Origin of the sequence: Edaphosphingomonas haloaromaticamans, assembly GCF_001853345.1 — a bacterium.
GTDB classification, from domain to species: domain Bacteria; phylum Pseudomonadota; class Alphaproteobacteria; order Sphingomonadales; family Sphingomonadaceae; genus Sphingomonas_E; species Sphingomonas_E fennica.
The window spans coordinates 3,454,948-3,479,249 of sequence record NZ_MIPT01000001.1; the positions used below are offsets into that span (position 1 = coordinate 3,454,948).

A 24,302-nucleotide genomic window follows, 5' to 3' on the forward strand; every position below is an offset into this window, starting at 1 on the left:
CGGCCCCGATCGGATCACACCTGGTTGCAGGGTTTTCCGGCGGCCTTGATCGCCTTGCAGGCTTCGCGCGCGCCGATGCCGCTGGCCCGCAGGCGATAGAGCGTCTTGCCGCCGACCTCGACCGTGGTGATCGAGCGGCTGAGCTTGCCCAGTTCCGGGAACTGCCTGGCGAGCCGCCCCCATTCGCCGGACGCGATCGCTTCGGAATTGAACGCGCCGAGCTGGATGGTGCCGCCGCCCATCGCCGGCTTCGCGGCCGGGGCGGGCGTAGGCAGCAGATTGGCGGGCGCATGGGCCGTCGCCGTTTCGGCAACGGCTTTGGCCGGTGCGGGCGCCGGCTTTGCCGGGGCGGGCGCAGGAGCGGCCGGCTTGGGCGTGCCCGGCGTCACTTCCGCCTTTGCCACCTGCGACGGCGGCAGGGTGACGGTGGGCACCGGCGCCACATCCATGCCGGCGGAAACGCCCGCGACGGGGGCTTCCGGCCGGGCATTGGGGTTGATCTGGGAATCGATCACCTGGCCTTCGCTGGCGGCATAAGCGGCATCGCCTTCCCCGGCGACGGCCATGCCGTTGGCGGAGGCGCCTTCGGCCGGCACCTTGTAATCGCCTTCCGGCGCGGCGATCAGCTCGCCCGAGCCCGCGCTCTTGTCCCTGTCGCGCATCCAGAAGATGCCGCCGACCAGCAGGCCGATGAACACCAGCGCCGCGATCACGGCCCCGATCAGCTTGGCCGTGCCGACGCCGCCATGATCGTCCTCATCCTCGACCGCCTCCAGCCAGGGCAGGCGATCCTCATCCGCGACACCGAAGCGTCCCCGCTCAACAGCATCCGTCATCAATGCATCTCCTCGGCCGCGGCGACCCCCATGACGGCCAGGCCGTTGCGGATAATCTGCCCGATCGCATCGGCAAGGGCCAGACGCGCCGCCGTGGTTTCGGCATCATCCACCAGCAAAAAGCGACGGGACGGATCGTCATTGCCCCGGTTCCACAGCGCGTGGAAGGCGGCGGCGAGATCGTAGAGGTAGAAGGCGACGCGATGCGGCTCGTGATTCGCCGCCGCCCCTTCGATCAGGCGCGGGAACTGCGCGGCGAGCTTGACCAGCGCCAGCTCCTCCCCATCCAGCCGGCCGAGATCGGCGGCCGGCAGCGCCAGCCCCGCCTCCGCCAGCCGGCGGTGGAGCGAATGGACCCGCGCGTGCGCATATTGCACGTAGAAGACGGGATTGTCCTTCGACGCTTCGACCACCTTGGCGAAATCGAAGTCCATCTGCGCATCGGCCTTGCGGGTGAGCATGGTGAAGCGGACCACATCCTTGCCCACCTCGCGCACCACGTCCGCCAGGGTGACGAAGCTGCCCGAACGCTTGGACATCTTCACCGGCTCGCCGCCGCGCAGCAGCCGGACCATCTGCACCAGCTTGATATCCAGCGGCACCTTGCCGCCGGTCAGCGCCTTCACCGCCGCCTGGATGCGCTTGACGGTGCCGGCATGGTCGGCGCCCCAGATGTCGATGAGCTGGTCCGCCGTCTCCGCCTTCTGGGCGTGATAGGCAAGGTCGGTGCCGAAATAGGTGAGGCTGCCGTCGGCCTTCATCACCGGCCGGTCGCTGTCGTCACCGAAGGCGGTGGCGCGGAACAGCGTCATCTCCACCGGTTCCCAATCCTCGGGCACCTCGCCCTTGGGCGCTTCCAGCACGCCTTCGTAAACGAGGCCCTCGGCGCGCAGCTTGTCGAGCGCGGCCTTGACCCGGCCGTCCTTCTGCACCTTGGCTTCGGAGGCGAACACGTCGTGATGGATGCCGAGCAGCGCCAGATCGGCGCGGATCAGGTCCATCATCGCCGCGACCGTCTTTTCCCGGAACAGCACCAGCCATTCGCCTTCGGGGGCGCGGGCGTAGCGATCGCCGAACTCGGCGGCCAGCTTCTCGCCGATCGGGATCAGATAGTCGCCGGGATAGAGTCCCTCGGGGATGGTGATCCCCTGCTCGCCCAGCGCCTGCCGGTAACGCAGGTGCGCGGAGCGGGCGAGCGTCTCCACCTGGCTGCCGGCATCGTTGATATAATATTCGCGGGTGACGGCGTAGCCGGCATATTCCAGCAGGCTCGCCAGCGCATCGCCCACCACCGCGCCCCGGCAATGGCCCATGTGCATCGGCCCCGTCGGATTGGCGGAGACATATTCGACATTGACGCGCTCGCCCTTGCCGATCGTCGAGCGGCCGTAATCGGCGCCGCCCGCCAGGATCGCGGCCAGCTCCTCACGCCAGCTTTCCTCGGTGAGGCGGACGTTGATGAAGCCGGGGCCGGCCACTTCGGCGGACGCGATCTCCGGCAGGCGCGCGAGCTTGGGCGCGATCAGCGAGGCGAGCTCGCGCGGGTTCTTGCCGGCGGGCTTGGCCAGCACCATCGCGGCGTTGGTGGCGAGATCCCCATGCGCGGGATCGCGCGGCGGCTCGACCGTGACGTTCCGTCGATCGAGCCCGGCCGGCAGGTCGCCCGCCTGGGCGAGGTCGTCGAGGATCTGGCCGATGCGATCGGCGAAGCGGGCGTAAAGGGTCACGGGCGAATATCCGGCAAACAGGGTAAACCGCGCGGCCTTAGCGCGGGACGGCGGCGAATTGAAGCGGGAAGCCGGAAAGCATGCGCCTTGGCGCGATCAGAGGCCTTCCGGCATCTCTACCGGACCCACCACTTCGCGATGGCGGGCCACGGCGTAGCGATCCGTCATCCCCGCGATGAAATCGGCGATGTGGCGGGTGCGCGCGGGCTCGGCCTCGGGCAGCGTCTCGCGCCAATGGTCGGGCAGCAGCTTCGGGTCCGCGCGATAGGCGGCGGCCAGCCCGGCGACGATCCGCCCCGCCTCCGCCGCGACATGGAGCTGGCTGGGATGATGATAGAGCCGGGCATACATGAAGCGCTTGAAGGCGCGCTCGTCCGCCGCCATCGCATCGGAAAAGCCCACGATCGGCCGGCCGGCGGCGCGCACGGCCTCCACGCTGCCCGGCGCGATATCGGCCAGCCGGACGCGGGTGGCATCGAGCAGGTCCGTCACCATCCGGCCGATCTGCTCGCGGATCAGCTCCGCGATCAGGCGCCCGCGCGGCGCGTGGGGATGGCGTGCCACGACCCGCGCCCAGCCCGGCGCCACCAGCGGCTGCGCGATCACATCGTCGAGCGCGATCAGCCCGGCGCGCAGGCCATCGTCGATATCGTGATTGTCATAGGCGATGTCGTCCGCGATCGCCGCCACCTGCGCCTCCAGCGAAGCGAAGGTGGAAAGATCGAGCGGGAAAGCCGCGTCCGCCTCCACCATCGCCCAGGTCGCCGCCACCACCGGGCCGTTATGCTTGGCCAGCCCCTCCAGCGTCTCCCACGAGAGGTTGAGGCCGTCCCAGCCGGGATAGGGCGTTTCCAGCCGGGTCAGGATACGCAGCGTATGGGCGTTGTGATCGAAGCCGCCGGCATCCGCGGTGGCGGCCTTGAGCGCGTCCTCCCCCGAATGGCCGAAGGGCGGATGGCCGATATCGTGCGCGAGGCAGAGCGCCTCGGTGAGATCCTCGTTCAGGCCCAGCGCGCGGGCGATGGTGCGGCCGATCTGCGCGACTTCCAGGCTGTGGGTGAGGCGCACGCGAAAATGATCGCCGTCGGGCGCCACGAACACCTGCGTCTTGTGGCGGAGCCGGCGGAAGGCGATCGAATGGATGATCCGATCGCGGTCGCGCTGGAAAGCATCGCGCGGCCCTCGCGTCTCGCCGCCGGCCTCGGCATGAGCGCGGCCACGGCTGCGGGCGGGATCGGAAGCATAGGATGCGAGGCGGGACATGCGCGGGCCCATGCCGGGCATGGGCCGACAAGTCCAGCCCGGTGCCTATTTCCCGCCGAGCGGCTCCACCGGCACGCCGGCGCGCGACGTGAACTGGATCGTCGACATGCCTTCCTTGGCGAGCTGGTTGACGAATGCCTGCGCCTCGCCATCGGTCTTGAACGGGCCCACCAGCAGCCGGTTCGACATCCGCCAGGATGAAACCCAGGGGGAACGACCGCCGAAGGCTTTGGGCTTGTCCGCCTTCAGCTTCGCCCAGACCTTGGGAAGATCGGCCTTGTTCTTGCCGGATGCCACCTGCACCCAATAGCGTTCCGGGTTGGCCGCCTTCAGCTTCGCCTCGGCCTTCGCCTTGGCATCGGCCTTCGCTTTTTCCTCCGCCCTGGCCTTGGCGTCGGCCTTGGCCTTCACATCTGCCTTGGCCTTGGCGTCCGCTTTCGCCTTTGCCGCGGCATCCGCCTTGCGCTTGGCGGCAGCATCGGCATCTGTCTTCGCCTTGGCCCGCGCGGCGGCGACTTCCGGGTCGGTCGAAGCCAGTTCCGCCTCGGGGCCACGCGGCGCGGACATCCGCGTCGGCGGCGTCACGGCAATCGCGCTCGCAGTCTTCGAAGCATCGCCGTCGTCGCGGCGGGCCGGCTCCGCCGCGCCACCCAGCGGCTTGCCCGACGGGATTAGGCCGGCATCGGCGCGCGGGGCGGGCGTAACGGCGGCCGCGCGAGGCTGGCCCGCCGGTTTCGCCAGCACCGCATCGGCATACATTTCCGCATCGCTGTAACGGCGGCCATCGGAGGGAAGCCGGCCGAAATGCACGGCGAGCGCCTTCTGCGGCGGCTTGAGCTGCGGCAGGCGGCCCAGGAACTGGCCCATCGCGGCGGCTTGCGGCCCCGGCATCGCGGCATCGGCGATGCGCTGGGCGCCGGCCTTGTCGCCGCCGAGCGCGAGGACGAAGGCGCGGGTGCGATAGGCCGAGCGATCGCCCTTGCGCACCAGCGGATCGATCATGGTGAGCGCCCCCTGCTTGTCCCCCGATATCGCCATGGAGAGGGCCAGGCGGTTGAGGATTTCGGGATCGTCGCTGTTGCGGAGCGCCAGCGTGTAATCGGCCTGCGCCTTGCGGTTGTCGCCGCGCAAATCATAGGCAAGGCCGCGATCGCCGGCGATTTCCGCCTCAGGCACGCCCAGCGCCGTCGCCTCGTCGAACAGCTTCAACGCCGCGCGCGGCTGTTCCATCTGGACGAGGGCGGATGCCAGGCCCGCCTTCACCCGGCCGTTGCGCGGCTGGATCTCCTCGGCCCGGGCGAAGAAGCTCAGGGCCGATTCCGGATCGCCCACCATCAGCGCGGCGCGGCCGGCCCCGGTCAAGGCATTGAAGTCGCGCGGGTTGGACGCCAGCATGCGCAGATAGCGGCTCAGCGATTCCGCCGGATCGCCGGGCGCGATCAACGGCGGCAGGGCGCTTGCCTGATAGAAAGCCGCCGCCGGCATCGGGGCCGCGACCAGCATGGCAAAGGGGGCGGTGCAGGCCAGCAGGCGGCGGGCGATCGACGGAAAGGCGAGTGACATGGTGCACGCCATAGAGGCCGCCGGCCGCACTTTCGCAAGGGATTCGTGGGGGCCGCGCGCCGATCCGGTGGCGGGCGGCGGCAGGCCGGCGCCGCCTGCCCGCGGCGCCGAAAGCCATGCCCAAAGGCAAGGGGGCCGGCCACCCCAAGGCAGCCGGCCCCCGTCCATGCGATGATCGCCGGTTACTGGTTGTTCTGGCGGTTCAGGAAGCGCGGCACATCGGCGCCGCGCCCTTCCTCGTCCACCTGCGCCTTGGCGGCGCCGCGGGCGATGTTGGACATGCGTTCGAACAGCGTCGCCCCTTCACGGGCGCGCGGCGCGGGCGCGGGTGCCGGGGCTTCCGCAGCCGGCGTCAGCCATGGGCGGGCCGAGCCGGTTTCCGCATCGCGCGGCGGCAGCGGATTGCCCGCGACCGGCGGCGTCAGCGTCTCGTTGAGCAGCAGTTCGTCCGTCGCGGGCGGCACGATGTCGTTGGCCGACAGGTCGAGCGCATCGGCCGGCGCCTGGACGGGCGGCTCGAGCCGGATTTCCGGCTGCGGCGCCACGGCGACGGGCGGCGCGACCGGGGCAGGCTGCACCGGTGCCGCCTGCTGGGCCTGAGGCGCCGGCTGCTGCGCCTGGGGCGCGGGCGTCTGGGCGGGCGCTTCCTTGCGCGCGGCCGGGAAGGTGAAGAGCTTGGCCGGCTCCGGCACGGCGGCGGCTTCCGCCTCAATGCCGGTGGCGACCACGGACACGCGGATCTTGCCTTCCAGATCGTTGTTGAAGGCCGAACCCCAGATGATGTTGGCGTCCGGGTCCACCAGCTCCTTGATGTGGTTGGCGGCCTCGTCGACCTCCATCAGGCGCATGTCCTCGCCGCCGACGATCGAGATGATGACGCCCTTGGCGCCCTTCATCGACACGCCATCCAGCAGCGGGTTGGCGATCGCCTTTTCGGCGGCCTCGATCGCGCGGTTGTCGCCCGAGGCTTCGCCCGTGCCCATCATCGCCTTGCCCATCTCGCCCATCACGGAACGGACGTCGGCGAAGTCGAGGTTGATAAGGCCGGGCATCACCATCAGATCGGTGATCGAGCGGACGCCCTGCTGGAGCACCTCGTCCGCCATCTTGAACGCTTCCTTGAAGGTCGTGTTCGGGTTGGCGACGAGGAAGAGGTTCTGGTTGGGGATGACGATCAGCGTGTCGACGTGCTTCTGCAGTTCCTCGATGCCCGCATCGGCGGACTTGGAGCGGCGGTTGCCTTCGAAGCTGAACGGCTTGGTGACGACGCCGACCGTCAGGATGCCCTTGTCGCGCGCGAGCTTGGCGATCACCGGCGCGGCCCCGGTGCCGGTGCCGCCGCCCATGCCGGCGGTGATGAAGCACATGTGCGCGCCGTCGAGCGCGGCATCAACCAGCTCGAGCGCTTCCTCGGCCGCGGCACGACCGATTTCGGGGCGCGCGCCCGCGCCGAGGCCCTGGGTGATCTTGAGGCCGAGCTGGATGCGCCGTTCCGCCGCCGAGGCATTGAGCGCCTGCGCATCGGTGTTGGCGACGATGAAATCCACGCCCTGGACATCGGAATTGATCATGTTGGCGATGGCATTGCCGCCGGCGCCGCCCACCCCGATCACGCTGATACGGGGCCGCAACTCATCCACTTCCGGCCGCATGAACTCGATCGTCATAACCTCAACTCCGCTGTGCCGCGCGCATCCGACGCGCCCCCGAACAAGAATCTAACATCACCTGATTCGCCGACGCACGCGAAAAGTTATGTTCCCTGCGTAATTCGGCGATATTTTCTCAATAACCATTGCGAAAAGCGGCGATCATCCGCTGGATCATGCCGGCCCCATGCACGCGATGGACCGTCTGGGTGGCGGGCGCCATCGCGCGCAGGTCGATCGGATCGGACGCCGCATAGTGGATCAGCCCCGCAAGCGTGGCGAAGGCCGGGCCGCTATGCGCCTCGGGCAGGCCCGAAAGCCCGCGCGGCTTGCCGACGCGCACCGACTGGCCGAGCAGGCCCTGCGCATAATCCGCAATCCCCTTCATCTCCGCGCCGCCGCCGGTGAGCACGATCTGGCGGCTGACCGGGCCGGTGAAACCCAGCGCCTTCAGGGTCGTGCCGATCTCCCCCATCCAGCGTTCGAGCTGCTGGCGGATGATCGCGATCAACTGCGCGCGGGTGATCCGCATCGGATCGCTCCCGTCCTGCGTGCCGGCCACCGGCACCACATCGATCATGTCGTGGTTGTCCCGTGGGCTCGTCATCGCCGATCCGTAGAAGGTCTTCAACCGTTCCGCGTCGAAGCGACGGGTGCCGAGCGCCGAGGCGATATTGTCCGTGATGTCGGCCGCGCCCATTGGCAGCGAAGCGAGGCCCACCAGCATGCCGCCGGCGAAAAGCGAAACGTTGGTGACGCCCGCCCCCATCTCCACCAGCGCGACGCCGAGGTCGCGCTCCTCCTCCGACAACACCGCCATGCCGGCGGCGATCGGCGAGGCGACGATCGATTTCACGGCGAGATGCGCGGAACGGACGCAGAGATCGACATTGCGGACGGGCGAGGCCTCGGCCGCGACGACGTGGATGTCCACGCCCAGCCTGTCGGCATGAAGGCCCAGCGGCGTGCGCGTGCCCTTGAGGCCATCCAGCGTATAGAGGGTCGGCTGGGCGTGCAGCACCATCCGGCCTTCGGGATCGATCGCGTTGCGGCCGGCATTCAGGAGGGCATCGATATCCTGCTGCTCGATCCGGTGGCCGCCGAGATCGACCTCCACGGCCGCCAGCTTGCTGACCAGCCCGCCGGCTGAAAAGCTGACCCACACATCCTCGATATTGGTGCGGGCGATGCGCTCGGCCTGCTCCACCGCCTCGCGGATCGCGGCCTCGGTGCGCTCCATGTCCGCCACATAGCCGTGGCGGACGCCCTTGCTTTCGCGCTGGCCGGTGCCGAGCACGCGGATCTCGCCGCCGCCGTCCGTCACCTCGGCGATCAGCGCGCAGACCTTCGAGGAACCGATGTCCAGCGCGGTAATCAGATTGTCGCTGCGAGCCTGCGCCATGATCGTCTTGTCCCCCTGAAAACCGTTCCCTGAATCCCTGCCCTCAAATGCTTCGCGCGTCGGCCGCCGCCGTGGAGGCCGGTGGCCGTTCCTCGCCATTGTCCGTGGCCGGGCGGACGCTGGCGGATGCCTGGTCCGCGGCCGGGCGCGCCGCCGGCCGCACGATGATGCGGCCGGGATTGCGCATGTCGAACCGCAGCATGCCTTGGCCCAGCAGCCGCATCGTCCCATCCCGCTCGGCGAATTCGGCGAGCGCGGCGCGCGCCTGCCCCTCGCCTTCGGGCAGCGACAGCGTCTCGCCCGAACGGAAGCGGATGTCCCAGCGGCGGTCGCCTACCCAGGTCGCGCCGTCCAGCATCGGCTTGAGCTGCGGCGAGGATGCCAGCAGCCGATCCAGCGCGGCGACCTGATAATTGGCGTTGGGGCCGATCAGGATCGGCAGGTCGGGCAGCGGCGTGCCGGCCAGGCGAAGCTGCGCGATCACCCGGCCATCGGCATCGATCAAGTGCAGCCGCTGGCGGTGCTGCCAGATGGCGGCGGGCTCCCGCTCGACGATGTCGATCACCAGCGTATCGGGCAGGCGGCGCGACACGCGCGCATCCTTCACCCAACCCTGCTGGAGCAGGCGGCCGCGTATCTCCGCCAGATCGACCAGCGGCATCGCCAGTTCCTGCGCGGAGAAGGCGGCATCCTCCACCGGGCCGCGATCCATCCGGTCGATGCCGGTGATCTCCACCTTCTTCACCGCGAAGCCGGCCCGGCCGACAGCCTCCCCGGCGGCCGTGCCGACCATCTGCGGCAGCCGCATCGCCCACACGCCCGCGGCAACGCCGCCGATCAGCAGGGCCACCAGCGCATAATTGGCGACCTTGCGCGCAATGGCGACGACCGGCGGGGGCAGCGAGGCGAACGGGCTGCGCGCGGGCGCCTTCTTGCGCGCCCGCCCCTTGGCGGGCGGACGACGGCGCGGCTGGGCGCCGCGACGGATCATCGCGCGCCCCTGTCCTCCATCCATCGTCCCGCTGCGGCTCATAGCGCCTCCTCGACGATCCGCTGCACCAGATCGGCATAGCTCATGCCGATATGGCGCGCCTGTTCCGGCACCAGGCTGAGCGGGGTCATGCCCGGCTGGGTGTTCACTTCCAGCAGATAGAGCCCCGCCTCGCCGCGTTCGTCATCCCAGCGGAAATCGGACCGCGACGTGCCCTTGCAGCCGAGCAGCTTATGCGCCCGGAGCGCCATGTCCATTGCCGCTTCGGCGATATCGGCGGGGNTATCCGCCGGGCAGACATGCNCGGTCAGCCCGTCGGNATATTTGGCGTCATAGTCGTAGAAGCCGTTCCTGGGCCGAAGCTCGGTCACGGCCAGCGCCTCGTCCCCCAGCACCGCGACCGTAAGCTCGCGCCCCTTGATGAAGGGTTCGGCCAGCAGATGATCGAAATGCCTCCACGGCCCCTCGCTGCCGGGGGCGATGGGATTGCCGTAATTGCCTTCCGCCATGACGATGGCGACGCCGACCGACGAGCCTTCGTTCACCGGCTTCAGCACATAGGGGCGCGGCAGGGGATCGCCGGCATAAAGGCTTTCGGACGAAACGATCACGCCTTCCGGCATGCGGATGCCATGGGGCACCAGCTCGTTCTTGGTGAGCTGCTTGTCGATCGCGATCACCGACGTGGCGAGGCCGCTATGGGTATATTTCAGGCCCATGATGTCGAGCAGGCCCTGCACGGTGCCGTCCTCGCCCGGCGTGCCGTGCAGCGCGTTGAACACGACATCGGGCTTCGCCGCGTGCAGGCGCAGCGCGACATCGCGATCCATATCGATGCGGGTGACGCGATGGCCGAGCGATTCCAGCGCATCGGCGACGCCCGCGCCGGAGGTGAGCGACACCTCCCGCTCGGCGGACCAGCCGCCCATCAGCACGGCGACATGGAGGGGCTTCACGCTCATCCGGCCGTCCCCACCCGCTGAATTTCCCATTCCAGGACGATGCCCGAATGCGCCTTCACCTTTTCCCGCACCTCTTCGCCCAGCCCCTCGATATCGGCGGACGTCGCCTCGCCGAGATTGAGGAGGAAGTTGCAATGCTTTTCCGAAACCTGCGCGTCGCCGCGCCGCAGCCCCCGGCAGCCGGCGGCATCGACCAGCGCCCAGGCCTTGTGCCCCGGCGGGTTCTTGAAGGTCGATCCGCCCGTCTTCGAACGGAGCGGCTGGGAAGCCTCGCGCTCGGCGGCGATGCGGTCCATCTCGCGCTGGATTGCGTCGGGATCGGCGGGCTGGCCCCGGAAGGTGGCGGCAACGACGATCGCGCCTTCGGGCAGATCGCTGTGGCGATAGGTGTAGCCGAGGTCGGCGAGCGCCAGCGTCTTCCGCTCCCCGGACCGGAGCACCACCTCGCACTCGACGAGGATGTCCTTCACCTCGCGGCCATAGGCGCCGCCGTTCATCCGCACGAAACCGCCGACCGTGCCGGGGATGGAGCGCAGGAACTCGATCCCGCCGATCCCCGCATCGCGCGCGCTGGAGGAAACGAGGATGCCCGAAGCGCCGCCGCCGCAGCGCAGCGTCGTGGCATCGACCCGGTCGACCTTCGCGAAGGCCTTGCCCAGGCGCACGACCACGCCGGGCACGCCACCGTCGCGCACGATCATGTTCGATCCCAGGCCCAGGCCCATCACCGGAACGGCGGGATCGAGATCGCGCAGGAAGGCGGCCAGATCGTCCGCTTCGGCCGGCTCGAACAGCCATTGCGCATTGCCACCCGCCTTGAACCAGACGAGCGGAGCCAGCGGCGCATCGGCCGTGAGGCGGCCGCGCACGGCGGGCATGGCGATGGTCGTGGCGGCGGGGGCGGCGATCATTTCAGCCCCCAGAGGCGGAACCAGCTCTTCCAGGCGCGGGCGCCGGCTTCCGCCGCGTCGGCCATCGCCTTCTGCGCCGCCACCATGTCGCCCCCGGCCTCGACCGCCTTCTGCGCGGCGGCAAGCTGGGAACGCTGCAGCTTCACCATCTCGGCCTGAAAGTCGATCCAGGCGCTGAACGGTTCCATCAGCCCGCCTTTCGCGCCGTGGCGATGCCGTCCGCCAGGCCGGCCGCCCATTTGGTGATGTCGCCCGCGCCCAGGCAGACGATCATGTCGTCCGGCCGGGCGACGACGGCTAGCTCCGCCGCGAGCGCGGAGGCATCGGCGATCTCCTGCGCCGCGCGGTGGCCGCGCGTCTTCAGGCCCTTCACCAGCGCCGCCGCGTCGACGCCCTCGATCGGCTGCTCGCCGGCGGCATAGACCGGGGCGACATAGACGATGTCGGCATCGTTGAAGGCGGACTGGAACTCCTCCATCAGATCGCGGAGCCGCGTGAAGCGGTGCGGCTGGACGACCGCGATCACCCGGCCCTGCACGCCTTCGCGCGCGGCCGAAAGCACGGCGCGTATCTCCACGGGATGATGGCCGTAATCGTCGATCACGCTGATGCCGTCGACCTCGCCCACCTTGGTGAAGCGGCGCTTGACCCCGCCGAACTTGGCGAAGCCGGTGCGGATCACGTCGTCGGGCACGCCCAGCTCGATCGCCACGCCGATCGCGGCCAGCGCGTTCTGCACATTGTGGCGGCCGGGCATCGGCAGCTCGATCCCCTCGATCGAACGGGTCGTGCCGTCGCGGTTGCGGATGATCGCCTCGAAGCGGTTGCCGCCGGGGATCGGCGTCACGTTCACGCCGCGCACGTCCGCCTGGGCGGAGAAGCCGTAGGTGACGACGCGGCGATCGCGCACGCGCGGGATGATCGCCTGCACCTCGGGATGATCGAGGCACAGCAGGGCCGCGCCGTAGAACGGCACATTCTCGACGAATTCGACGAAGGCGTCCTTCACCGCATCGAAGGAGCCATAATGATCGAGATGCTCGGGATCGATGTTGGTGACGACCGCGACCGTGCCGTCGAGCCGGAGGAAGCTGCCGTCGCTCTCGTCCGCCTCCACCACCATCCAGTCCGACGCACCGAGCCGGGCGTTGGAACCATAGCTGTTGATGATCCCGCCGTTGATGACGGTGGGATCGACACCGCCCGCATCGAGCAGAGCCGCCACCATCGAGGTCGTCGTCGTCTTGCCGTGGGTGCCCGCCACCGCGACGGTGGACTTGAGCCGCATCAGTTCCGCCAGCATCTCCGCCCGGCGGACGACCGGGACGCGGCGTTCCAGCGCCAGCTCCACCTCCGGATTGCCGCGCTTGATCGCGGTGGAGGTGACGACGACGGCGGCATCGCCCAGATTTTCCGCCTTGTGGCCGATGGCGACGGGGATGCCGCGCTGGCGCAGCCCTTCGACGACATAGCCTTCCGCCACGTCGGAGCCCTGCACCTTGTAGCCGAGATTATGCATCACCTCGGCGATGCCGGACATGCCGATCCCGCCGATGCCGATGAAATGGATAGTGCCGATATCGGTGGCGACGCCCTTCACGCAACTGTCTCCCGGCCGCCCACATGCGGCGAAGTTTCGGCCGGGTCCACCGGCCCCGAATGGTTGATGCTCCCCTCTCCCAACCCCTCGACCAGATCGGCGAGCGCGCTGGCCGCATCCGGCCGGCCGCAGGCCCAGGCGCGGCGGGCGGCATTCTGGAGCGAGCCCGGCTCCAGCGCCAGCTTCTGCATCTGCTTGGCCAGCTCCACCGCGGTGAAACGCGGCTGCGGGATCGAACGCGCGCCGCCGGCCTCGTGCAGCTCGCGGGCGTTGGCGGTCTGGTGGTCGTCCGTGGCCGAAGGCAGCGGGATCAGGATGGCGGGGCGGCCGGCGACGGTAAGCTCGGCGATCGTCGAGGCGCCCGCGCGCGCGATCACGAGGTGCGACCAGGCCAGCCTGTCCGGCATGTCGGGCAGATAGGTGGCGAGATCGGCGGGGATGCCGAGCGCCGCATAGCGCGCGCGCACGTCCTCGATATCCTCGGGCCGGCATTGCTGCGTCACCTGGATGCGGCGGCGGAAATTGAGCGGCAGCAGGCCCAGCCCCTCGGGCACCACCTGCGACAGCACCGTCGCGCCCTGGCTGCCGCCCGTCACCAGCACCCGGAAGATGCCGTCCTCCGTCAGCGGCGGGAAAGGCTGGTCGCGCAGCGCCCGCACCTCCTCGCGCACGGGGTTGCCGATCAGGTGCACCTTGTCCTGATATTTCGCCTTCAGCCGATCGACATGGGGATAGGCCGTGGCGATGGCATCCACCTTGCGCGCGAGCAGCCGGTTGACCCGGCCGAGCACGGCATTCTGTTCGTGGATGGCGGTGGGGATGCGGTCCTTGAACGCGGCCAGCATCGCCGGCAGCGCGGGATAGCCGCCGAAGCCGACCACGGCGGAAGGCTGGAAGGTTTCGTAGAGCCGCCGCGCCATTTCCCGCCCGGCCAGGATCGATCGGCCGGCGCGCAGCCAGCCCACCGGCCCGCCGGCAACGCGGCCCGCCGGCAGCACATGCGTCTGCACGCCCTGGAACAGGCCGGGGATGCGCGCGCCCCGCTCATCGGTGACGAGCGCGACCCGGTGCCCGCGCCGCATCAGCTCCGCCGCCAGCGCATGGGCGGGAATCATATGGCCGCCGGTGCCCCCGGCGGCGAGAACATAATGGCGCGGTGCGATCACGGCCGGAGCCTCATTTCCCGCGTCCCTCTCACTTCCCGCTCCATGTGACGACATAGGGCGATCGGGTGAGGAAGGGATTGCGCCGGGTGAAGGCCAGCAGCAGGCCGAAGCCCATCGACACGGCCAGCAGCGAGGAACCGCCATAGCTGATGAACGGCAGCGTCATGCCCTTGGACGGAACGAGCTGCACGTTGACGGCCATGTTGATCACCGCCTGCAGCCCGAACTGGATGGCGAGGCCGGACGCGGCCAGCATGACGAACTGATCCTCCTCGTCCAGCAGCTTCAGGAACACGCGGACCATGATGGCGAGATAGATGATGGCGATGACGATGCACGAGATAAGGCCGAATTCTTCCCCGATCACCGAGAAGATATAGTCGTTATGCGCTTCCGGCAGGCGGAATTTCTGGACGCCGCCGCCCGGCCCCAGGCCGACGAGGCCGCCATTGGTGATCGTCGCGTAGCCGACGTCGACATGGTAGGTGTCACCCGATCCGGTGAGGAACTCGATCACGCGATCCCGGCCGTTCCGGTAGAAGACGAAGGCCAGCGCGAGCAGGCCGACGCCGGCCCCGCCGAGCGCCATGAGGAAGCGGGTCTGCACGCCCGATATCACGAGCAGCGCCGCCCAGACCGAGCAGAAGATCACCGTCTGCCCGAAATCGGGCTGCTTCATCAGCAGGGCGGCGATCACGGCGACGATCAGGCCGGTGAGCGGCACGACCGGCAGCCCCCTGTCGCGCGCACGGAGCGAAAGCATCCAGGCCGTGGCGACGACGAAGAAGGGCTTGAGGAATTCGGACGGCTGGAAGCGGAAGGGGTCCACGCCCAGCCAGCGCACCGCGCCGTTCACCTGGGTGCCGGCGATCGGAACCAGCGCCAGCAGCAGGCTGAACAGCACCGCCGCGCCGATCGAGAGGCGGCGGGCGCTGTCGCGCGGCAGCATCGACACCGCGATCATCAGCGGCACGCCCAGCATGATCCAGACGATCTGCCGCCAGAAATAATGCAGCGCGGGCAGCCCATCCTTGGCGGCGGCCGAAGGCGAGGCGGCGGCCACGGCGATCAGGCCGATGCCGATCAGCATCGCGACCAGCAGCAAAAGGACGCGGTCTATCTCCCAGAACCAGGTGGCATACCAGCTACGGTCGGCACGGCCCAGCCGCACAACCTGCGATGGCTTCTGGCGATAGACGGTCGATCCGGTCATGACGGCAGCGCCTCCACGGCGGCGCGGAAGGCATCGCCCCGCGCCTCGAAATCGCGGAACTGATCGAAGGATGCGCAGGCCGGCGACAGCATCACCACCTCGCCCGGCCGCGCGGCGGCGGCGGCATCGCGCACGGCCTGATCCAGCGTGCCGCTTTCCGTCACCGGCTTGCCGGCGGCGGCGAGGATGCGCGCGAACATCGGCCCGGCCTGGCCGATCGTGTAGCCGGCCGCGACATGATCGAAATAAGGCACGCAGGGATCGAGATCGTCGGCCTTGGGCAGGCCGCCCAATATCCAGTGGATCTTCGGATAGGCCGCCAGCGCAGGCGCTGTGGACGTGGCGTTGGTCGCCTTGCTGTCGTTCACGAACAGCACGCCGCCTGTCTCCGCCACGCGCTCCATGCGGTGCGGCAGGCCGGGATAGGTGGCGACGGCCTCGTCGATCACCTTGCCCGGCACGCCCAGCAGCAAGGCGGCATTGACCGCAGCGACGACATTCTGCGCGTTGTGCGGCCCCTGCAGCGCCGGCCAGCCGGACTGGTTGCCCACCATCGAGCGGCTGAACTGCCGCAGTTGCCCGCGCCCGAGCCGTTGGACCATGACGGCGATCGCCGCCGACGTCTCATCGTCGGTCGAAATCAGCGCATAGCCCCAATTCTGCTGCATCCCGAACAGGCGCGTCTTGGACGCCGCATAGCCTTCGAAATCGGGATAGCGATCGAGATGGTCGGGCGTCACGTTCAGCAGCACGGCGACGTCGCAGGCGAGGCTGTAGGTGAGATCGATCTGGTAGCTCGAAAGCTCCAGCACATAGACCCCGCCCGCCGGCAGCGGATCGCGGCTGAGGATCGGCAGGCCGATATTGCCGCCCATCAGCGTGGGAATGCCGGCCGCCTTCAGGATGTGGTGGATCAACGCGGTCGTGGTCGACTTGCCGTTGGTGCCGGTGATGCCGACGATCTTGTGGCCCGGCAGCGAGGCGCGCGCCTGGGCGAACAGCTCGATATCGCCGATCAGGGGAACATTGGCCTGCGCGGCCCTGGCCCGGATCGGATGGCGGATGATCGGCACGCCCGGCGACACCACCACGCCCGCGAAGCCCGCAAGGTCGATCACCAGCGGATCGGCGAAGGAAAGCCCGGCCTCGCCCGGATGGGCGGCGGCCAGCGCCTCGCGCGCGGCATCCCTGTCGTCCCAGGCGACGACTTCCGCACCGCTGGCCAGCAGCGCATCGACCGTGGCCAGCCCCGATCGCGCGAGGCCGAGGACGGCGTATTTCTTGCCGGAGAAGACGGGGCTGGTGATCATCTGAGCTTCAATGTCGCAAGGCCGGCCAGCGCCAGCACGAAGGAAATGATCCAGAAGCGGATCACCACGGTAGGCTCGGACCAGCCGAGCTGTTCGAAATGATGGTGGATCGGCGCCATCTTGAACACGCGCTTGCCGGTGCGCTTGTAATAATAGACCTGGACGATGACGGAGACGGCCTCGAGCACAAAGAGACCACCGACGATCGCCAGCACGATCTCGTGATGGGTGGCGACCGCGATCGCGCCGAGCGCGCCGCCGAGCGCGAGGCTGCCGGTATCGCCCATGAACACCGCGGCCGGCGGCGCGTTGAACCAGAGGAAGGCCAGCCCCGCGCCGATGATGCAGGCGGTGAGGATGATGAGGTCGCCCGCGCCCGGCACATGCGGAATGCCGAGATAATCCGCGAACTTCACGTTGCCGACGAGGTAGGCGATCACGAAGAAGGCGAGGCTGGCGATGATGACCGGCATGGTCGCCAGGCCGTCCAGCCCGTCCGTCAGGTTCACGGCATTGCCCGCGCCGACGATCACGAAGGCGGCGAACAGCACGTAGAACGGCCCGAGATCGATGACCGGGCCGTTATAGAAGGGCACATAAAGCTCGGTGCCGGTGCCGGAGACGATCAGCCAGCTCGCCAGCCCCGCGATAGCGAATTCGGCGAGCAGGCGCACCTTGCCGGAAACGCCCTTGTGGCTGCGCTTCTTCACCTTGTCGTAATCGTCGAGGAAGCCGATCAGCCCGAAGCCCACCGTCACGAAGATGCAGGCCCAGACATAACGGTTGGAAAGATCCATCCACAGGAACATGGATATCGCGATCGCGGTCAGGATCATCAGCCCGCCCATGGTGGGCGTGCCGACCTTGGCGAGGTGGGTCTGCGGGCCATCCGACCGAATCGGCTGCCCCTTGCCCTGCCGCACGCGCAGCCAGCCTATGAATTTCGGCCCGATGATGAGGCCGATCAGCAGCGCGGTGATCGCCGCCGATCCTGCGCGGAAAGTGAGATAGCGGATGAGGTTGAGAACGCCCGGAAATCCGAGCTGGTCGGCGATCAGGTAGAGCATGGCATGTTCCCGGCCGCGACCGCCCCGGACCCGAAATGATCGACGAGACGAGCGAGCCCGATGGCGTTGGACCCTTTAATCAGAACCGCGTCGCCGGCCTCGATCAGCCCGTCCAGGCGATCCAGCGCGGCGGCGGCGTCGGGCACATGCGCGAAATCGATCCGGCCCTCAAGCTCATTTGCGAGCGCGGCCATCTCCGGCCCGACAAGCAGAGCGAAATCGACGCCGGCCCGCACCAGCGGCTGGGCGAGGCTCGCGTGGAACAAAGGCGATTTCTCGCCAAGCTCGCGCATGTCGCCCAGCACGGCGATGCGGCGTTCGGCCGGCTCCTCGCCCAGAAGGGCGATGGTGGCCGCCATCGACGCCGGATTGGCGTTGTAGCTTTCGTCGATCACCAGCGCTTCGCCGCCCTCGACGGGTGCGATCACGCGGCGGCCGCGCCCGGCAAGGCCGGCCATGTCCGCCAGCGCCAGCCCCGCCGCCGCCAGATCGCCGTCCACGGCATGGACGGCCGCGATCACGGCCATGGCGTTCGACACCCAGTGATCGCCGGGAGGGGCAAGGGTGAAGGTCAGCTCCGCGCCGGGCAGCACGGCGGCGATCAGCGTGCCGCGCGGGCCGCGCACCGCTTCACGCGCGCGGACATCGGCGCCCTCGCCCCGCCCGAAGGTCCAGATCCGTTCGGCAAAGGGCCGGGCGGCGGCGATCAGCCGGTCGCGATGCGGGCTGTCATAGGGGATGATGGCGGTGCCGCCGGGCTCCAGCCCCTGGAATATCTCCCCCTTGGCGTCGGCGATCGCCTCCTCGCTGGCGAAGAAGGCGCTGTGCGCGGGCGCGATGGCAGTGACGATGGCGACATGCGGGCGGACGATCCGGGTCAGCGCTGCCAGTTCGCCGGCCGCGCTCATCCCCATCTCGAAGATGCCGAAGCGGGTAGCGGCCGGCATGCGGGCGAGGCTGAGCGGCACGCCGACATGGTTGTTGTAGCTTTTGAGCGAGCGGTGGGCCCTGCCCGGCGCCGCGCGGTCCAACGCGGCGAACAGCGCCTCCTTGGTGCCCGTCTTGCCGACCGATCCGGTGACGCCGATGATCTTCGCCGCCGTCCGCGCTCGGGCGGCGCGACCGAGCGCGTCCAAGGCGGCCGCCGTATCCGCGACGCGAACGTGCGGGCCATCCACCGGATCGCTGACGAGGGCACCGGCCGCACCGGCCGCGAAGGCGCCGTTCACGAAACGGTGGCCGTCGGTCGTCTCGCCCTTCATCGCCACGAACAGGTCGCCCGGCCCCACCTCACGGGAATCGAAGGCGACGCCATTGGCGGCGAAATCGCCGAACACCTCGCCATCGACGGCGGCGGCGATATCGAAGGCGGTCCAGAGCGACGTCATAGCCCCCTCCCTTCCAAGGGGGGGAGTTGGGGGTGGGTGGCGCCGGCTGCGAGAAGGGTGAGCGCGCGCCGATATGCACCGGACTCGCCCGCTCCCCGGCCCCCTCCCTTGGAAGGGAGGAGGAGCAAGGTCGCGTTCCCGCTCATGCCGCGCACTCCCGCGCGACCGTCACGTCGTCGAAGGGCAGCACCATGTCGCCGACGATCTGGCCCTGCTCATGCCCTTTGCCGGCAATCAGCACGATATCGTCGGCACCCGCCTCCGCAATCGCCGCCGCGATCGCCTCGCGCCGGCCGCCGATCTCGATCGCGCCCGGCGCCCCGGCCAGCACGTCGCGGCGGATCGCGGCAGGGTCCTCGCTGCGGGGATTATCGTCCGTCACGATGACATGATCGGACAGGCGGACGGCGATGGCGCCCATTTCCGGCCGCTTGCCGGTATCGCGATCGCCGCCCGCGCCGAACACGGTGATCAGGCGGCCTTTCGCATGCGGCTTCAGCGCCTGGATCGCGGCCTCCAGCCCATCGGGCGTATGGGCGTAATCGACATAGACGGGCGCGCCGTTGCGGGCGATCACCGCCCGCTCCAGCCGCCCGCGCACCGGCTGGACGCGGGCGAGATCGGCAAGCGTCCGCTCAAGCTCGCCCCCGGTCGCCAGCACGAGGCCCAGCGCGGTGAGCGCATTGGCCGCCTGATAGGCACCGATCAGTGGCAGGTTCACCTTGTGGCGGCGATCCTCGATCTCCAGCACCAGCGTCTGGCCGAGATGGGTGGGAATGCGCTCCGCCAGCCGGATCACCTCCCCCTTGTGGCCGACATCGATCACCTTGAGGCCGCGCTCGCGCGCTATCTCGATCACGCGGGCGGATGCGGGATCGTCCGCCCACACCACCGCCGTGCCGTTGGCGTCCACCACCTCGCTGAACAGACGGAGCTTCGCCTCCAGATAGGCTTCCATGGTGTGATGATAATCGAGGTGGTCGCGGCTCAGGTTGGTGAAGGCGGCCGCCTGCACCGGCAGCCCTTCGGTGCGAAACTGGGCGAGCCCGTGGCTCGATGCCTCGAAGGCAACATGGGTCACGCCCTCGCGGCGGAGGCCGGCGACATTGGAGAGGAAGGTCGCGACATCGGGCGTGGTGAGGCCGGTCGAAACCTGATCCTCCGAAGTGGTGACGCCCAGCGTGCCGATCGAGGCGGCGTGATGGCCCGCCGCCCGCCACAATTGCCGGGCCAGCTCCACCGTGGAGGTCTTGCCGTTGGTGCCCGTCACCGCGACCACGGTTTCCGGGAAGGGGGCGAAGAATTTGGCGGCAAGCCGGGCGAAGGCGCGGCGCGGCTCCGCATCGGCGATATGGACGGCGCCCTCCACCGTCGCCTCCGGCCGCGCCACCACCGCTATGGCCCCGGCCGCGATCGCGGCGGGAATGAAATCCTCGCCATTGAAGCGCGTGCCGGTGAAGGCGCCGAACACCGTGCCGGGGGCCACCTTGCGATGATCGATCGCGAAGCCGGTGACCGTCAGGTCCTCATCTGCCCCGGTCAACGCGCCGAGCCGCATACTCACTTGCCTTTTTCAGGACGGACGTACTGAAGCACGCCGGTCAGATCCACATCGCGGCCCTCGTCCGGGGCAACCCCCAGCAGCGGGCCGATTCGCGCGACGACCTGCTTCACCACCGGCGCCACGTTCCAGCCGGCGGTGTGAAAGCCGTAGGTTTCCTTGGTCGCCTTCGGCTCGTCGAGCATCGCGATGACCACATAGCGGGGGTCGTCCATCGGGAAAACACCAGCGAACGTGGTCACCACCGCGCCGTGGGTGTAGCGCCCGCCCTGGATCTTTTCCGCCGTGCCGGTCTTGCCGCCGACGCGATAGCCCGGCGCATTGGCGTTCTTGCCGGTGCCGTTGGTGACGACGAGGCGCAGCAGCGCGCGCATCCTGTCCGACGTCTCCTCGGTGAACACGCGCCGGCCGGCCGGGACGGGATGGTGCGGCCCCGTCTTGATCAGCGTCGCCGGACGCCAGATGCCGCCGTTGAACAGGGTGGCATAGCCGGTGGCGAGGTGCAGCGGCGTCACCGCGATGCCGTGGCCGTAGCCCACCGTCATCGTCGCGATCTCCCCCCAATTGGCGCCCGGCGTCAGCGTGCGGCCGCGCTCGCCAAGCTCGATCGAGACCGGCTCCAGGAAGCCCATGCGCTTCAGGAAGGCGCGCTGCCGTTCGGCGCCCACCTCCATGGCGATCTGCGCGGTGCCGATGTTGGAGGATTCCTTCATGATCTCCGCCACGCTGCAGCGGCGGCCGAAGGGATGGGTATCGGTGATGGTGAAGCGGCCCGCCTTCAGCGCGCGCGGGCAATCATACATCTGGCCGAAGCTGGTGATGATGCCGCTGTCCATCGCCATGGCGACGGTGAAGGGCTTGAAGGTCGATCCAAGCTCATAGACGCCCAGCGTCGCGCGGTTGAAGCCAGCCTCCGGCGATGCCTTGCCCGGCGCGTTGGGATTGATTTCGGGCAGCGACGTGAGCGCCAGCACCTCGCTGGTCCGCACGTCCATCACGATACCGGCGGCGCCGATCGCGCTGAAATGGGCCATCGCCTCGCCAAGCTGCGATTCCAGCGCCTGCTGCACGCGGGCGTCGATCGAAAGCTGGAGCGGCGCCATCCGCGTCGTCTCGCCGGTCAGCCGCGCATTATATTCGCGTTCCAGCCCGGCCGCGCCTGCCCCGTCGAGATTGGTGTAGCCGACGACATGGGCCGCCAGCGCGCCCTGCGGATAAAGCCGCTCCGGCTCCCGCCCCAGCGCGATACCGGGTTCGCCGATCGCGTTCACCGCACGCACCAGTTCCGGCAGCGCGCGGCGGCGCAGATAGACGAAGGACTTGCCCGAATTCAGGATCGCCAGATATTGCGCTGCCGTCCGTTCGGGCATCAGTTCGGCAAGCTGCCCGGCGATCGCGCGGCGATCCCCCAATATCTTGTCCGGGTGCACGGCGATCGACCAGGCGTTGAACGTGCGCGCAAGCTGCATGCCGTTGCGATCGATGATGTCCCCCCGATCGGGGATCAGCCCGGCACCGTCGCCGCCCCGCCCGGCGGGTTCGGACGAAACCGCCATCCAGATCAGCTTCATCACGATCAGCAATGTGACGAAGGCGAACGCCAGCAGCACCACCATCAGGCGGAAATGGGTGACGGCGACACCCATTTCGCGCTGATCGGCGATGCGGATTCTGTGAGGAGGGGCGGCGACCGCCGTCACTGGGCGCCCGGCGCCCGCTCGGTGCGGGCAATGCGGCCGATCTCGGCCAGCGCGTCCGCGCCCAGCAGATCCCCGCGCGCGGAAATCTTGCGTTCGAGCCCGGCGACGCGATCCGGCGCCGGCTTCATGTAAGTGGCGTGGCGCAGCATCGGCTCCTCGGTGCCGACGGCATCAGGCTCGGCCGGGGCGGAAGGCGCCACCGGAGCGACCGGCTTCGCCGCCGCCACCTGCACCAGCTTCGCCTCCATGGCGGGCTTGGCCGGCATGCCCAGGCTGGCGAGCTGCACCTCCCCACCGATGAACTGCCGCGCCTCGGGCGCCTTCAGGGCCAGCGCCTGCGCGTTCCACCGTTCCATCTGGGCAAGGCTGCCGCGCGTGCCCAATTCCGTCTCCAGATCGCGGATGGCGACGCGGTTGGCCAGGATCGCCCGTTCCGTGCGGGCAAGCTCGGCCCGTTCGGCGGCGACGCCCTGCGTCACCATGTAGCATGCCAGCCCGGCCGTCGACGCTGCGGCGACCCACAGGACGGAACGAAAGCGCGCGGCGGCGATCATGACGGAACTCCTTTATACGATACAGGCCAGGCGGCGGCGGTGGTGCGACGGGCGACGCGCAACGTGGCGGAACGGGCGCGGGGATTGCGGGCAAGCTCCGCCTCGCCGGCCCGCACCGGCTTGGCGACGGCCTCGAAACTCGGCGAAGGCCCGGCGGCGCCCGCATCGGGGCGGTGGCGCGAACCCGTGGGCATCGCGCCGGAACGTTCGCGCAGGAAGCGCTTGACGATCCGGTCCTCCAGCGAATGGAAGGACACGATCGCCAGCCGGCCGCCGGGGGCGAGCACGCGCTCGGCCGCCGCCAGCCCCTGCTCCAGCTCCTCCAGCTCGCGATTGACGTGGATGCGGATCGCCTGGAAAGTCCGGGTCGCCGGGTCCTTCTTCTCATGCGGCTTGTGGCCCAGCGCGCGGCGCACCACCTCGGCCAGATCGGACGTGCGGGTGATCGGCCGCGCCGCCACGATCGCGCGGGCGACGCGCCGTGCGCGCGGCTCCTCGCCCAGATGGTGCAGCACGTCGGCGATCTCCGCCTCGTCCGCATGGTTCACGAAATCGGCCGCGCTCTGCCCGTCCTGCTCCATCCGCATGTCGAGCGGGCCATCCGCCTGAAAGGAAAAGCCGCGTTCGGCCCGGTCGAGTTGCATGGACGAGACGCCGATATCGAGCGTCACGCCGTCGACCGGGCCGACCCCGCGCTCCGCCAAGGCTTCTTCCATGCGGGAGAAGCGCTCGGCGATCAGGTGCAGCCGGCCGTCATTGGCGGCGACCAGCGGCGCGCCTTCGGCGATCGCATCCGGATCGCGATCGAAGGCGTAGACGTCCGCGCCCGCGGCAAGCAGGGCGCGGCTGTAGCCGCCCGCGCCGAAGGTGCCGTCCACCATCACCTCGCCCGGGGCGGGGGCGAGGCCGGCGACGACTTCGGCGATCAGGACGGGATCGTGGCGCGGATCGGGGGCGGGCTGGGTCATGCCTTCGCGCCCCTTTCCTTCAGCATAAATTCCAGCGCGCGCACGACGCGCGGCTTGTCCTGGCAATGCTCCAGGAACTTATGCGGGTTCCAGATCTGGAAGGTGGCGCCGGCGCCCAGGAAGAAGGCCAGTCCCTCTATCTCCGCGATCGCGCGGAACATCGGCGAAAGCACCATGCGGCCGGCATCGTCGTAATTGGCCTGCAGATAGGCGCCGAACACGTCCATCTGCTCGAAATCCATGGCCGACATCCGGTCCATGCCGTCGCCGCGCGCATCGACGCGCTCGCCCACGAAGCTGTGCAGCTCCGGCGAATAAGCGGGGTCGAACGCCTGGAGGCAGGGCAGGCGCTCATGCTCGCCGAGCAGGATGAACTTTTCGGGCGACGGGAATTCGCCGGGCATCAGGGCGCGATGCGTGCGGCGATCGATGACGGTGCGGAAAGGGGCAGGGAGCGACACGCGGCCCTTC

21 protein-coding genes are annotated in these 24,302 nt (G+C 69.1%); all 21 read right to left on the bottom strand.

The genetic code is table 11. The features are described from left to right. Window positions 1-14: 14 nt before the first annotated feature. The 21 genes from BHE75_RS15995 to BHE75_RS16095 all read right to left on the bottom strand — a co-directional run bounded on the left by BHE75_RS15995 (window position 15) and on the right by BHE75_RS16095 (window position 24,292). Window positions 15-836 carry an SPOR domain-containing protein gene (locus BHE75_RS15995; RefSeq protein WP_070934452.1) on the bottom strand — a complete coding sequence of 274 codons (822 nt, stop codon included), beginning with the start codon at window positions 834-836 and terminating at the stop codon, window positions 15-17. After that, window positions 836-2,563: an arginine--tRNA ligase gene (gene argS, locus BHE75_RS16000; RefSeq protein ID WP_070934453.1), complete on the bottom strand. Its 1,728-nt coding sequence runs from the start codon at window positions 2,561-2,563 to the stop codon at window positions 836-838. Before argS ends, BHE75_RS15995 begins: the two co-directional genes overlap by 1 nt. Window positions 2,564-2,659: 96 nt before the next feature. After that, a complete protein-coding gene (locus tag BHE75_RS16005; RefSeq protein ID WP_070935992.1) occupies window positions 2,660-3,826 on the bottom strand; it encodes a deoxyguanosinetriphosphate triphosphohydrolase in 1,167 nt (388 codons plus the stop codon). Window positions 3,827-3,871: 45 nt separating this feature from the next. Continuing rightward, on the bottom strand, window positions 3,872-5,389 hold the full coding sequence (locus BHE75_RS16010; protein ID WP_254684467.1) for an SPOR domain-containing protein: 1,518 nt from the start codon (window positions 5,387-5,389) through the stop codon (window positions 3,872-3,874). A gap of 182 nt (window positions 5,390-5,571) precedes the next feature. Next, complete coding sequence (gene ftsZ / locus BHE75_RS16015) at window positions 5,572-7,056, bottom strand: cell division protein FtsZ (RefSeq protein ID WP_070934455.1); 1,485 nt, start codon at window positions 7,054-7,056, stop codon at window positions 5,572-5,574. A gap of 118 nt (window positions 7,057-7,174) precedes the next feature. Next, window positions 7,175-8,440, bottom strand: coding sequence for a cell division protein FtsA (gene ftsA, locus BHE75_RS16020; protein WP_070934456.1), 1,266 nt, complete (start codon window positions 8,438-8,440; stop codon window positions 7,175-7,177). 43 nt (window positions 8,441-8,483) lie between these two features. After that, window positions 8,484-9,473 carry a cell division protein FtsQ/DivIB gene (locus tag BHE75_RS16025; protein WP_015457847.1) on the bottom strand — a complete coding sequence of 330 codons (990 nt, stop codon included), beginning with the start codon at window positions 9,471-9,473 and terminating at the stop codon, window positions 8,484-8,486. After that, window positions 9,470-10,393, bottom strand: coding sequence for a D-alanine--D-alanine ligase (locus BHE75_RS16030; RefSeq protein ID WP_070934457.1), 924 nt, complete (start codon window positions 10,391-10,393; stop codon window positions 9,470-9,472). The genes BHE75_RS16025 and BHE75_RS16030 overlap by 4 nt, the downstream gene beginning before the upstream one ends. After that, a complete protein-coding gene (murB, locus tag BHE75_RS16035; RefSeq protein WP_254684468.1) occupies window positions 10,390-11,304 on the bottom strand; it encodes a UDP-N-acetylmuramate dehydrogenase in 915 nt (304 codons plus the stop codon). The genes BHE75_RS16030 and murB overlap by 4 nt, the downstream gene beginning before the upstream one ends. Next, window positions 11,301-11,492, bottom strand: coding sequence for a hypothetical protein (locus BHE75_RS16040; RefSeq protein ID WP_015457850.1), 192 nt, complete (start codon window positions 11,490-11,492; stop codon window positions 11,301-11,303). Before BHE75_RS16040 ends, murB begins: the two co-directional genes overlap by 4 nt. Beyond that, window positions 11,492-12,904, bottom strand: coding sequence for a UDP-N-acetylmuramate--L-alanine ligase (gene murC / locus BHE75_RS16045; protein WP_015457851.1), 1,413 nt, complete (start codon window positions 12,902-12,904; stop codon window positions 11,492-11,494). The genes BHE75_RS16040 and murC overlap by 1 nt, the downstream gene beginning before the upstream one ends. Beyond that, the gene (murG, locus tag BHE75_RS16050; RefSeq protein ID WP_070935994.1) at window positions 12,901-14,019 is read right to left on the bottom strand and encodes an undecaprenyldiphospho-muramoylpentapeptide beta-N-acetylglucosaminyltransferase; all 1,119 of its coding nucleotides are present in this window, start codon (window positions 14,017-14,019) and stop codon (window positions 12,901-12,903) included. Before murG ends, murC begins: the two co-directional genes overlap by 4 nt. 79 nt (window positions 14,020-14,098) lie before the next feature. Continuing rightward, complete coding sequence (locus BHE75_RS16055; protein WP_015457853.1) at window positions 14,099-15,283, bottom strand: FtsW/RodA/SpoVE family cell cycle protein; 1,185 nt, start codon at window positions 15,281-15,283, stop codon at window positions 14,099-14,101. After that, a complete protein-coding gene (gene murD, locus BHE75_RS16060; RefSeq protein WP_070934458.1) occupies window positions 15,280-16,593 on the bottom strand; it encodes a UDP-N-acetylmuramoyl-L-alanine--D-glutamate ligase in 1,314 nt (437 codons plus the stop codon). The genes BHE75_RS16055 and murD overlap by 4 nt, the downstream gene beginning before the upstream one ends. Beyond that, window positions 16,590-17,660, bottom strand: a complete 1,071-nt coding sequence (gene mraY, locus BHE75_RS16065) for a phospho-N-acetylmuramoyl-pentapeptide-transferase (RefSeq protein ID WP_070934459.1) — start codon at window positions 17,658-17,660, stop codon at window positions 16,590-16,592. Before mraY ends, murD begins: the two co-directional genes overlap by 4 nt. Then, window positions 17,648-19,048: a UDP-N-acetylmuramoyl-tripeptide--D-alanyl-D-alanine ligase gene (locus BHE75_RS16070; RefSeq protein ID WP_070934460.1), complete on the bottom strand. Its 1,401-nt coding sequence runs from the start codon at window positions 19,046-19,048 to the stop codon at window positions 17,648-17,650. The genes mraY and BHE75_RS16070 overlap by 13 nt, the downstream gene beginning before the upstream one ends. Before the next feature lie 142 nt (window positions 19,049-19,190). Continuing rightward, complete coding sequence (locus BHE75_RS16075) at window positions 19,191-20,606, bottom strand: UDP-N-acetylmuramoyl-L-alanyl-D-glutamate--2,6-diaminopimelate ligase (RefSeq protein ID WP_070934461.1); 1,416 nt, start codon at window positions 20,604-20,606, stop codon at window positions 19,191-19,193. 2 nt (window positions 20,607-20,608) lie between these two features. Continuing rightward, window positions 20,609-22,255: a peptidoglycan D,D-transpeptidase FtsI family protein gene (locus BHE75_RS16080; RefSeq protein WP_070934462.1), complete on the bottom strand. Its 1,647-nt coding sequence runs from the start codon at window positions 22,253-22,255 to the stop codon at window positions 20,609-20,611. Between the two features lie 50 nt (window positions 22,256-22,305). Beyond that, window positions 22,306-22,863 carry a hypothetical protein gene (locus BHE75_RS16085; protein ID WP_070934463.1) on the bottom strand — a complete coding sequence of 186 codons (558 nt, stop codon included), beginning with the start codon at window positions 22,861-22,863 and terminating at the stop codon, window positions 22,306-22,308. Further along, on the bottom strand, window positions 22,860-23,831 hold the full coding sequence (gene rsmH, locus BHE75_RS16090; protein WP_070934464.1) for a 16S rRNA (cytosine(1402)-N(4))-methyltransferase RsmH: 972 nt from the start codon (window positions 23,829-23,831) through the stop codon (window positions 22,860-22,862). The genes BHE75_RS16085 and rsmH overlap by 4 nt, the downstream gene beginning before the upstream one ends. Then, window positions 23,828-24,292 carry a division/cell wall cluster transcriptional repressor MraZ gene (locus BHE75_RS16095; RefSeq protein ID WP_236626857.1) on the bottom strand — a complete coding sequence of 155 codons (465 nt, stop codon included), beginning with the start codon at window positions 24,290-24,292 and terminating at the stop codon, window positions 23,828-23,830. The genes rsmH and BHE75_RS16095 overlap by 4 nt, the downstream gene beginning before the upstream one ends. Between the last annotated feature and the right edge of the window lie 10 nt (window positions 24,293-24,302).